The organism is Zoogloea sp. (genome assembly GCF_017302315.1).
Lineage (GTDB): Bacteria > Pseudomonadota > Gammaproteobacteria > Burkholderiales > Rhodocyclaceae > Zoogloea.
Map to the genome: position 1 here is coordinate 1 of NZ_JAFLDT010000103.1, position 11,724 is coordinate 11,724.

Annotated in this window: 10 protein-coding genes; 3 read left to right on the forward strand and 7 right to left on the reverse strand. The window is 66.5% G+C overall.

The features are described 5' to 3' along the window. The 3 genes from J0L98_RS19515 to J0L98_RS19525 all read left to right on the forward strand — a co-directional run. Nucleotides 1–899, forward strand: an 899-nt coding sequence (locus J0L98_RS19515) for an amidase family protein (RefSeq protein WP_296413620.1), incomplete at its 5' end; no start/stop codon positions are given. Nucleotides 900–920: 21 nt separating this feature from the next. Beyond that, a complete protein-coding gene (locus J0L98_RS19520) occupies nucleotides 921–1,679 on the forward strand; it encodes a glucose 1-dehydrogenase (protein ID WP_296413621.1) in 759 nt (252 codons plus the stop codon). 40 nt (nucleotides 1,680–1,719) lie between these two features. Continuing rightward, a complete protein-coding gene (locus J0L98_RS19525) occupies nucleotides 1,720–2,457 on the forward strand; it encodes an aspartate/glutamate racemase family protein (RefSeq protein WP_296413623.1) in 738 nt (245 codons plus the stop codon). Between the two features lie 276 nt (nucleotides 2,458–2,733). Here J0L98_RS19525 and J0L98_RS19530 read toward each other — a convergent pair whose 3' ends face one another. From J0L98_RS19530 to J0L98_RS19560, 7 genes are all read right to left on the reverse strand, one after another. Then, on the reverse strand, nucleotides 2,734–4,371 hold the full coding sequence (locus tag J0L98_RS19530) for a hypothetical protein (RefSeq protein WP_296413625.1): 1,638 nt from the start codon (nucleotides 4,369–4,371) through the stop codon (nucleotides 2,734–2,736). Nucleotides 4,372–4,377: 6 nt separating this feature from the next. Next, on the reverse strand, nucleotides 4,378–4,683 hold the full coding sequence (locus J0L98_RS19535; RefSeq protein WP_296413626.1) for a hypothetical protein: 306 nt from the start codon (nucleotides 4,681–4,683) through the stop codon (nucleotides 4,378–4,380). A 1-nt stretch (nucleotide 4,684) separates the two neighbouring features. Then, nucleotides 4,685–5,098, reverse strand: a complete 414-nt coding sequence (locus tag J0L98_RS19540; RefSeq protein ID WP_296413627.1) for a hypothetical protein — start codon at nucleotides 5,096–5,098, stop codon at nucleotides 4,685–4,687. A gap of 1 nt (nucleotide 5,099) precedes the next feature. Then, nucleotides 5,100–7,277, reverse strand: coding sequence for a hypothetical protein (locus tag J0L98_RS19545; RefSeq protein ID WP_296413628.1), 2,178 nt, complete (start codon nucleotides 7,275–7,277; stop codon nucleotides 5,100–5,102). Beyond that, entirely contained in the window at nucleotides 7,274–8,002 is a 729-nt protein-coding gene (locus tag J0L98_RS19550) for a hypothetical protein (RefSeq protein ID WP_296413629.1), read from the reverse strand. The genes J0L98_RS19545 and J0L98_RS19550 overlap by 4 nt, the downstream gene beginning before the upstream one ends. A gap of 2 nt (nucleotides 8,003–8,004) precedes the next feature. Beyond that, on the reverse strand, nucleotides 8,005–8,424 hold the full coding sequence (locus J0L98_RS19555; protein WP_296413630.1) for a hypothetical protein: 420 nt from the start codon (nucleotides 8,422–8,424) through the stop codon (nucleotides 8,005–8,007). A gap of 89 nt (nucleotides 8,425–8,513) precedes the next feature. After that, on the reverse strand, nucleotides 8,514–11,724 hold a 3,211-nt coding region (locus tag J0L98_RS19560; RefSeq protein WP_296413631.1), incomplete at its 5' end, for a tape measure protein.

The window sequence follows — 11,724 nt, forward strand, 5'->3', positions numbered from 1 at the left end:
ACACCGGCGGCTCCATGCGCATCCCGCCCGCCCTCAATGGCTGCAGCTCCCTGCGCCCCAGCGCCCGGCGCTATCCGTCGGCGGGCATCGCCCCCATCGCCAGCAGTCGCGACACGGCCGGCCCCATGGCCCTGTGCATGGCCGACGTGGCCCTGCTGGACGGCCTCATCACCGGCGAACAGGCCCTGCCGCCGGTGCAGCTGAAAACCCTGCGCCTGGGCGTGGTGCCGGATTTCTGGGCCAACATGGATGAGGATGTCGCCGCCATCATGGCCACCGTCCGGCTCGCGCTGGAAGGCGTCGGGGTCACCTTTGTGGATGTGGAGGACACCGAGATCATGGCCCTCAACAATGCCGTGGGCTTCCCGGTGGTGTTCCACGAGGCCTACCCCGACATGGTGGAATACCTCGCCACCCAGGGCCCCGGCATCTCCATCGAGGCGCTCCGCGCCGGCATCGCCAGCCCGGACGTGGCCGGCATCTACGACACCTTCGTGCTGCCCCGCAAGGCGCTGGACGGAGCGGGCAACATCGTCGATTCGGCGCCGCTTTACGACTACGCCCAGAACACCGGTCGCCCCGCTTTGCGCGAGCACTACAAGACCCTCTTCGCCCGTCACCGGCTGGACGCCTTCGTCTTCCCGACCACCCCCATCGTGGCGCCCCTGGCCCGGCCCGATGTGAGCGAGCCGCAGAACTTCTCCCTGCTCATCCAGAACACCGAGCCCTCCGCCAGCGCCGGCCTGCCCGGCATCCAGCTGCCCGTGGGCATCGGGGCCACCACCGGCCTCCCCGTGGGCCTGGAGCTCGATGGCCACGCCGGTGATGACCGCCGCCTGCTGGCCATCGGCATCGCCCTGGAAAACCTGCTCGGGCGGATTGCCCCCGCCCGTCTGTAAGCCCCGACAGGAGTCTGACCCTTGCGCACCTACCCTGATCTGTACGACAAGGTTTACATCGTCACCGGTGGCGGCAGCGGCATGGGCCGCGCCACCTGCCAGGCCCTGGCCGCGGAAGGTGCCCGCATCATGCTCGGCAACCGCAACCCGGTGGACGGCGAAGCCATCGCCGCCGAGATCCGCGCCACCGGTGGCCAGGCCGTCTTCAGGCAGACCGATGTCTCCCGGGCCGCCGACTGCGCCGCCCTGGTGGCCTGCGCCATGGAGCACTTCGGCCGCCTCGACGGCGCCTTCAACAACGCCGGCCTGCAGCGCGAGTTCTGCGACATCCACGAAACGCCCGATGCCGACATCTCGGACGTCATCGACATCAACCTCAAGGGCATGCTGTACATGATGAAGTACGAGGCCGCGGCCATGCTCGCCAGCGGCGGGGGCAGCATCGTCAACAACAGCTCCATCTTCGGACTCAAGGCCATGCCGCGCCTGGCCTACTACGTGGCCGCCAAGCACGGCATCATCGGCGCCACCCGGGCCGCCGCCCTGGACTACGCCCGCAAGGGCATCCGGGTGAATGCCGTTTGCCCCGGCCCCATCAAGACCGCCAGCTACGACCGGGTGACCGGCGGCGACGACCACATGTACGACGACGGCGTGCCCATGCACCGCATCGGCCAGCCCCGGGAGGTGAGCAACGCCGTGCTGTGGCTGCTCTCCGAGCAATCGTCCTATGTCACCGGCGGCTTCATCCCGGTGGATGGCGGCATGTCGGCCAACTGATCCCGACCCTTCAAACCCCTCAACACAAGGAGCAACAGTCATGGGCAAGCGGGTCAAGATGATCTTCCCTGTTCCAATGAGCGAGGCCACCCGGCCGATGGTCGAATCCCAGCTCCCGCCGGAATTCCGGCGCCCCGACATCGACGTGAGCTTTGTCGGCGCCGGCAACACCATCACCCTGGCCGACAGCTACTACGACATGGCCATCATGGAGCTGGCGGTGATCCAGGCCGGCATCCGGGCGGAGGAGGAGGGCTTCGACGCGGTGTGCATCAACACCGTCAGCGATTCGGGCCTCTCCGCGCTGCGGGCCCGGCTCAGCATCCCGGTGCTGTCACCTGGCCAGAGCGCCTTCCACGTGGCCGCCATGCTGGGCCACAAGTTCAGCATCCTCACCATGTGGGAGCGCTGGTTTCCCTTGTACCGCAAGACCCTCAAGGAGTACGGCCTGGAGTCCCGTGTCGCCTCCATCCGCGCCATCGATGTGCGCCCGGACACCCAGGAGCTGCTCACCGGCAAGGAGGACATCGTCTTCGCCAAACTCGAAGAGGCCGCCCTCAAGGCCATCCATGAAGACGGCGCCGACGTCATCGTGCTCGGCTCCACCACCATGCACCAGTCCCATGCCTATCTGGCCTCCCGCCTGCCCGTCCCCGTCCTCAACCCGGGGGTGGTGGCGTACAAGATGTGCGAGCTCTTCCTTGATCTGGGTATCGCCCATAGCAAGAAGGCCTTCCCCGCTCCGGAAGCGACAAAAGACCAGGCCTTCCTGGGCTGAATCCTGAGACAAGCGGCCCTCTGACGAGGGTTTTTTTGTGGGGTCGAATTCATTGGACCTCGGACCGGTAAGCGCTTGTGAGACGGATTTCCGTTCTCTTACGTCACATTGGCCGGGTCTCGGCCCGGCGGCCGACCTACTTTCTTGTTGTACGACAAGAAAGTAGGCAAAGAAACGTACCCCTGAAGCGCGGCGCGAAAACTCGCCACGGAAGAATGAGATAACTAGCAAGCGCCAGCGCACAGCAATACAAAACGAAATTTAGCCAGCCAAAAGCTACACCCAACCCAACCCGTCAGTCGAGCTGCGCGCCAGGTGCCCCGTGCCGGGGTTGTAGCTAGCGTGATAGTCCAAACGGCGCTCGTTTAGAATCACCCAACCATCCGGGCCGCCAACAGCAATCACCATCTCTTGGTACTGAGGCGCTGGTCCCCATGAGAGATCCCACCGTGCCATAACCGCGTACGTCTTGTTCGTCATCCTCACGAGTCGAACATTGTCGACAGATCGACCACAGACGCCATTCACGACTGACGGATCGACATCAAAAACGCCAATGTCGGAGCCAGTGGCCCCAACAACAAACGCCCCCTCGAACGCGTGCCAGTCATCAGCAGCATTGAACGCCGTCCCAAATGCACCGGAGACAGTCACCGAGACATGAAACGTCTCGGGCGGGTAACCGGGCGAGGAAGCGCCATCTATCAGCTCGGGATAGTAACGCGATGACGATGACTCTATCCGGAGCTGTGGGACCGAACACGAGTGGCCAGCCAGCGCAATGGTGACGTCTGCAGTGCTGGTGCTAGTGACACCCACGTGCCGTGCCACATATCCAACCCCCCCCGCGGCGGAGCTAGACGTCCCAACCATCTCAGCCGAATGAGTAGCAGATCCAACAAATCTGATCTCGGCCGAAAGCTCCGCCCACTGAATTACATCATCGGCGTCATAGAACCCGCCAGCAGTCCGTGGCGGAACCAAAATTGCCCTGGTTGATCCTGAGATGACCGTCTCTTCATCGCGCCAATAAAAACTACCCCCGGAATACTGCGCCCACACCGGCCACGTGCCGTGGCTCAGGGATGACGTCACACTGGGATACGCCTGCGACTGCTGCCGCGCGACTGACATAGCGATCACGATCTGATCCGCGCTCCCGCCCCCTGACACCGCCACCTCCAGCCAGCTTTGGGGATATGCGCGCCCCAACTGCGGCGGCAGATTCGCCGCCGACTGCTCACGTGATCGATTGCAACAGAACAAGCACCGATCCCCAGAAGAGCTGACATCCTCAATGTTGATCGGCATCCACTGCGTCAGGAAGCCGTCGCCGGGAAACCGCCGCAGCTCAGCGGGCACCTTCTCGCCTGTCATCGGGTCGCGCAAAGTGTCTGACTGAATAGGGCCGCCCAAGTCTTGGGCAGCAACAACCACGACTGCGCTATCCGGCGCCGCATCTCCGTCAATAAGACCAAAGCGCTCCACATGAAACTCAAAGTCAAGCGTGCCCGGAAACCACCCAAAGTCAAAGTTAGGGTCAGGAACAGCCCGAACTAGCGTGGTATCGAGCTGTGGGCACCGAATGCGCCAGACAGTCCCATCAGGGGCAGCGTAGAGCCACGCATCAGCGCCAATTGTCATCCCCCCGTAGTGCTTGTCGCGCCCGGACAGCAGCGCATAAGTGCGCCACTCCCGGCCCGAGGCGGCCTCGCGAACGGCCTCCAGCGGCGTGATATCCACCGGAGGCCTTCCTGGCACCCTGACGATGTAGCAATCTCCGGAAACACCAGTGACCTCGATCTTGCGCCCCGTCGACAGCGTCAGCTCACCGTTCACCACCAGCCCGTGATACGGCTGGCCAAACAGCCTGGGCTCACCCAGTGCGGGCGACGGAAGTCGCTTATCTTCCATCGCCCATCACACAGTTGGCGCAGCAAACGTAAGCGTGACGGGGTTGCCGCTCGCGTCCTTCATCTTCACTACCTTGATCGGCTTGTAGATGATTGTCAGCAGTCCATCCGTGCTCACCAGCTCTTTGTTCTCGTGATACGTACGATCAGCGTAATTTTCTTCCGTCAGATCGCCTCCGCTGCCGCTCTTTGGTAGCCCATTTGGCGCCTTCCCAGCGCTGTCCGGGATTCTCGCAGCAGCTGGCGGCTGGAACAGCCCATCACGCTGTTCCGCAGGGCCCAACTTGCGAATCGCGCGTTCAAGCTCCGCCACGTCACAGCTCCTCGGCTAGGGTCAGCACCAGCGAAAGATCGGTGGACAGGCCTATCTCCCCGGTCGAGTCCTCGACCCGCACATACACTGCCACTGCATTTGCCAGCCCACCGTTGATCTGAGTCCCCAGCACAAGCGATGCACCGGGCGTGCGCCCAACAAACGTCTCATCGAGGGCAATCGTCACATCGGCCGCCGGGCTGCCGCCCGCCGAAGAATCGGTGACAGTCAGCACCAGCGGGTCCACCCCGGGGTTCGCAACCGCCCGCAGTACCCGAGTACCCGCCGCGGACCCGATATACACCGTGGCCACCACCGGCCCCGTTGATCCGTCAGCGGCCTGGGCAAAGTCCAGCGTGCCCGCAAGCGGCGTCGTCAACGCCGCATCTGTAAAAACCCCAAACGTTGTCGCCATCTCAAGCCCCTACTGTCGGTCCATTACGCACGATTGTCGGGTGGTAGCTCACCCGCACCCTGTTGATGTACTGCCGCGTCTCCACCCGCACCTCCCGCTCCACGCCCGTCACCGTTGCGGCCTGGCTCAGCCTGGCTGTGCGAGCAGACGGGGTGACAGCCACCAGCACCGTCCCCGGCGGAATCCCCACACCCGAGATACCCACATCCAGATCAAACCCGTCCGTGCTCGTCAGCGCCGTGAGCACATCGCTCCCCGCCGTCATCGAGCACGTCGGCGGCGGAGCCACAGCCCCCTGGGCGGCCTCCTCAATCCCCGGCACCATCACACTCATCTGCTCGGGATATAGGTTTGCGCCCGTCGCCGGGCTGGCCACATTCGTCGAGTACCCGAACATGGTTTTCTCATTCCACACCGGCGACGACATCTGCCCCCCGATCCAGCTCTGGGCCTTGGCCACCAGCGCACCGGGCTTGATCTTCGTCGGCACGGCCTGCCGGGCCGGCGCCGGCACCGGAGGCAGCGTCACACTCACACACTCCACCTCAACTGCCGTCACCGCCGTGCCGGCGTCGATATCCATCCGGTGCACAACTTTGCGCACCTTCCCGGCGCCGGCCACCACCGCCGTATCCACCTCCAGGAAGTCCCTCAACGAGACATTCGGATCCAGCGCCAGCTCAAACGACACCCCGCTACCCCGCAGGCTCTCAGCCACCTGGCGAGCAGCCGTCAACACCGAGGCCGTGTAGGCCACCACGAAAGCAGCCGAGTCCGGCTGGTCCGCCGGCACGTAATCCACATGCCGCTCACCCATGCCCAGCATCGGCGCAATGCGGGGCACCGGCCCCTCATTCATCGCCACAGCAAACGCCGTCACGGCATTGCCAGGCAGCCGGCGCTGGTCACTGTCGGTAGGGTCCCACTCCACGCTCACGCCCCGGCTCTCGTCCGTCACCGGCCCTTCAGTGCCGATGCTCACCTGCCAGGTCTCATCGATCCACCGGGAGTAGCGCCGGTTGAGCCAGCACGTCGCCCCCAGGCACAGCGCCTGCGCATCTGCGGCAACAATCGCCCCCACGCGCTCCACCTGGGCCCGCGCCGGATACTCCATCCAACTGATATCCGACACCACCGTGGCGCCGCTGCCACCAAGCGCCTGCTCAACCGCATTGCGCGCCAGGGCCTTGAGGCCCAGGTAGAACTGATCTGCGAGCGGCGGCGACTGGTACTGAAAAAGAATCCCTCGCACCACGGCCTGCGGCCTGCGATACGTCACTGTCAGCCGGCTTCGCCGCGCCGATGCCGCGCCCACCAGGAACGGCGACAGCGACTCGTCCAGGATCTCGGCCTCAGTGATCACCCGGCCCACCGACCCGGCCCAGGGCGTGAATGCGAGCGCGCCGTAGGCATCCCCATCCACCGATCCCGCCGTCGTCCCCAGCCTGTCCACCAGGTACTGCTCGGACGTCGAATCCCGATCAAACACAAACGGGCTCCACACCCCCGGCACCAACGCATCAATCTGCGCCCGCGTCATCGCCGCGATCTTTGCCTGCCTGGCGTCCGAGCACACCAGCGTCAGCACTCGAGTCGCCGCGTCATACTCCGGGCCATCAACCAGCCCAGTGAAGAGCCGCCAGATCCCTGTCCGCACCCCAGCCGCATCAAACCGCTCGAAGGCTATCGTCACCGGCCTGCGAGCCAGCGACGACAGCGCCACCATCGCCCCCGCCGGCGCCAGGCTAAACCGCGCAACCCGCGCCGCATCCTCCTCAGCCTCGACCTCGATTGTCCCTGTCAGCCGCGCCGTCACATCCACGCCATCCAGCGTCACCCGCCCCGCCCAAATGAAGGCCTCGCCGCCCGGCACCGGCCCTGGCAGCGCCGCCGACACCGTTACCGACAACGGCACCACCAGCGCCACCTGCTGTGTCACCCGAATAGCCAGTGGCACCAACAACCGCACAGCCGGCCGCTGCACATCAATCGCCAGCGGCACACTCAGACTGACCTCGCCACGCACCCGGATGCGCAGCCGAACGCGCAGCGTGGCCACCGACCCGGCAACAACAGCCACCCGCAGCGGCACAGAGATACTCACCGGCTCCGGCCCGCCGCCACCAGCAGCCTCCCGCCCGAAAAGCCCCTGCCCGAAAAGGCCGCGGCCGAATGTCACGCCCAGGTCTCCACCGACACCAGCCAGCCGTAATACCCGCGGATCCCGTACGGCGGCAGCCCAATCGGGAGCCTCCGGATCCGGAACAGCGCAAATGCCGTCCCGGCAGGCAGCACCACGCTGCTTTGCAGACCGGAAACCCCCGAAAGCAGTACCGCTGCATCAGCCAGCAGGTCGTAACACTTGAATGCCACGGTCACAGCCGAGACTGTCGATATCGTCAGCAGAACCTCCGCGGGCCACAGCTCCCCCATGTGTGCCACCGCCGGCGAGCCGCCGGGGTCAGGAAACTGCAACGTGAATGTCGCCGCAGCCATCTCACCCACAGCTACAAGCTCACCCGGCACAACAAGAGCCTGGCTCACACCTGCAAGCTCCTGCACCCCAGCATGCCCCTGCATCACATGCAGGGCGCTCGGCGAACAGCGCACAGCGGCGCCCGCGGCAAACGAATACCGGGTCGCCCCCCGAAGCACAGGCGTGGGGCCACCCTCAACAGCAGGCAAGGGCAGCTCGATCCGCTCCACATGCACCCCGTCGGCCAGGAACATCGGCACCCGAATCAGCCGCTGTGTCGCACCCCCCCAAACCTGCGCGTCGTACGTCAGCCGGGCCAGCGAAAACAGCTCGGCCGCCGCAGCGGCCGGAATCGTGATCTCGTCATCCACGTCCGCGCACGGCGCCTCGAGCACAGTCTCGAACCCATCAAAAGCCAGAATCGCCACCGTCAAATCTCCTCTGCAACCAGCTGCCACCCCGCCCGGGCCGACCGCACATCCAGGCTCTCCTCGAGCTCGGTGATCAGCGCCACTAACTCAGGCACGTATGTCGCCGTGTAGCTCACCGCGCCAGTCACGGGCGTCAGCGTCAGCACATCGCCCGCCAGCACCGAAGCTGTCCGCGCCATGAACCCCGTCGCCAGCACCGCATACCCCAGCGGCTCAATGTCGGCACGCCGCGCCGTGGGCAGCGTGATGGCCGGCGTGGCGCTGGCCAACTGCCTGCGCGCAAGGCACTGGATTACGTGGGGCACATCCAGATCCAACCCCTGCAGCGCCGGCAGAAAGCGCGCCTCCGACACAGCAATCGTCGTGCGCAGCCGCCGCCAGTTCCGCTGCATCAGCAGCCCGCCCTTCATCAGCCGCATCGCCCGGCCGCCACCCACCGCGCTGTAGGTCTGTGCAATCCGATCACTCGACTCCACCGAGATCGGGATCCCCCCAATCGTCAAAACCCTCACATCCGCCCCCTCTTCAGCACTTGCATCCGGATATGCCGGTCCATCGCCGCAGCCACGTCCGGCGCCGCCTGCATCGGGTACGTCTGCCCACCCGGCATCGTGATGTTCACCGGCTGCAACGCCGCCGCCCCGGCCTCCCGCACAATCGGCGCGGGGATGGCCAGGCCACCCACCATGCCCCCGGCAGCAAAGCGCGGCAGGCGGCCGCCGAGCATTGCAGCGCGCAGGGCGTAGATCGCCTGGTGGCCACCTGCCGCACGCACCTCGGCAGCGGTCAGCACGTGCTCACCATTACTGAGCAGCGCGGGGATCGAGTCCGACTTAGCCGTGCCAGCGCCGAAGATCGGCCCACCGCCGGCCCGGGCCTGGGGTGCCGTCGGCACCTCCGGCGCAGTCGCCGCTACCCGGATCGCAAACGTGGTCGATGCAAACGCAGCCCGAACGGCATCCAAGGCCGACGTCACCGAGGCCATGTCCACTTCCGTCCGCAGCTTGATCGCCTCGCCCTGGTTGATCTTGCCGATCTCCGCCGTCAGCCCGCGCAGGCTCTCCACCAGGGCCTCGTATGTCTGCTTCTGCTCCTCGGCCGCAGCCCGGGCCTCCTCGCGCTGGGCTTTGAGAATCGAGTCCGCCTCCTCACCGATGCGCTGCAGATTGCTGATCGCCTCCGCCCGCATCGCCTTGGGATCAATGCCATCCCCCGTCACACCGGCCAGCTCGTTCGCAATCGACTTTTGCCGCGCTAAAACGTCTTGCTGCCCGTTGCGGTCACCGGCCCGGGCCGCGGCGCCCTCTTCGGCGCGCATGCGCTCCATCTCGGCCCGCAGGCTGTCGGCCTGGGCCGCCGGGTCCATGTCCTTGCGCTTCAGGGCTTCGATGCTCGCGGCGGTGTCCAGCCGGTTGGCGGCAATCTGCCGGTCGAGCTGGATCACCCCACTGGCGTACATCTTGTAGTTCGCCAGGGCGTCACCGGCGGCGGCCTGAATGTCGGTCTGGCTCTGCTTCAGGATCTCCAGCCGCTGCCGCGCCGTGGCCCGCTCAACGTCGGCCACCCGCCGCGCAGCGCCCGCCTGAGCGTCGGCCGAGGCCTCGGCGAGGCGCTTCTTCTCTTTCGCCAGGTCGGCGGCGATCTTCTTTTCCTCGGCCGCAATCTCTGCCGCCCGGGTGCTATCCGGCGCCACCGTCGCCTTCTCGGCCGCGAGGCCGCGCAGCTGGGCCTGCGCCGAGCGCTCGGCATCGATGCGGGCATTCGTGGCCACGCGGCTCGCTGCCACCCGGTCCGACTCGATGATGGCCCGCTTCTGGGCCTCGACTTGCCGCAGCAGCGCGATCTGCACACTGGCCGACTGCTGGGCCACGGTGGCCGCCGTGCGCGACTGGCTCGCCTGGTCTGCCGACAGCGCGGCGGTGTCCTCGCGCAGCTCCGCCGTCACCCGGGCCAGGCCGGTGTTCGCGATCAACGCCGCCTTGGCCTGATCGGCCACGGCGCCAAAGTACGCGCCGGCCCGATCCACCCGCGCCTGCAGCCCCGCTACCTGGGCGCCCAGGGCTTTCTCCTCGGCCTGCGCCCGGGCCTCCACCAGGCTGGCCAGCTCGGCCCGCAGCGGCGCCGTGCCCCCGCCGATGGTGCCCTTCAGTGCCTTCGTCAGCCGGCTGATGATCCCGTCAAAGTCCGCAGGCGTCTTGGCCCCGGCGATCAGCCCGTCCAGCGCAGCGCGAACCTCCTGATAGCTCGTGACCAGGTCACCATCAGCGTTGATCGAGTTCCGAACAAAGGCCTTGTAGAGCTTCTCGAACGCGACCAGCTTGTCCGCCTGGTCCTTGTCCACCAGCGCCAGATCCACCGTACGCTTCTTGTCCACGCCCGCGTCGCCGCGCTCTTTCGTCAAATTGCGGTTCGCGAGCTGGGCCGCCTTGGCCTGCAGATCCACCAGCGCCTTCTCACCGCGCTTGATGTCCGCCTCGATGCGCGTGCCCACTTCACCCACGGCTGCCTCGGCCGACAGCGTCGCGTATTCCTCCTTGGCCCGCTTGATGCCCGCCGTCAGGCCGTCGATTGCGCTGGTGCGCTGGGCCTCGCTCATGCGGTCGCCAAAACCCTCCACTTCCCGCAGCGTTTCGCGGAGAGCCCCCTTGATCTCCTCGCTGCTCTTCTTCGCCCCCTGGCCCATGCCCAGCCACAACGCCGTGCCGCCCCCAGCCACCAGCGCCAACAGCGCCGGCCAGCTCAACAGCGCCGCCGTCACGCCCCCGGCCGCAGCCAGAAAGCCGCTGATCCGAGACGCCGCAAAGCCAATGGCCAGGGCATTGCCCGCCACGATTGCGCCGTTGGCCACGGTACCGAAGTTCTGCGCCACGCCATTGAGCGCGCCGGCCACTTTGCGACTCGCACCCGCCGACTCGTCCGCGCCCCCGATGTAGCGCTGGAACGCCCCTTGCACGTTCGTCGTTGCTTGACCAATCGTCAGCGGCAACTGCGCCGCCTCGCGCGCAATCTGCGGCAACTGCGTGCGCAGCGCGCCCAGCACCTTCGCACTTGTCAGCGCGCCTTGCTCGCCCATTTCCTTGAGCTTTCCGGTGGGCACGCCCAGGCCATCGGCCATTGCCTTTGCCAGCCGTGGCGCGTTTTCCAGAACGCTCTGCAGCTCTTCGCCGTTCACCACTCCCGCGGCCATCGCCTGGGCAAACTGCAGCATCGCTCCCGACGCCTCGGCGGTCGACGCCCCCGAGATCCGCAGCGACTGGCTCACACCCTCGGCCACCTGCAGGGCCTCGGCCTGGCTCGCGCCCAGGGCACGCACCGGGTCTGCGATCCGGGTGTAGAGCAGCGCAATGTCGCCCAGGGCCGATCCATTGCGCTGCGAAATCGCAAACAGCTCCCGCTGCGCCAGGGCCAGCTCCGCCGTGCTGCGCGACGCCAGCTTGAGGCGGGCATTGATGCTCGTCCACGCATCCACCACGCGCACCAGGTCAGCCACACCCTGGGCGCCCACCACCGCAGCACCCACATTGCGGATCTGGGCGATCTGGCTGCTGATCACCCCACCAGCGGCCTGCCGCGGGGCGGCATTGGGCGACTGCGGGGCCGACACCGACTGCCGGCGGGCCATGGCATTGGCCCGGTCCTCCGCGGCCAGCTTGGCCGCCGCATAGCGCCGCGTCCATTCCACCGCGGCCGCCTGCTGCTGGGCCTGCCGCTGGGCCGCA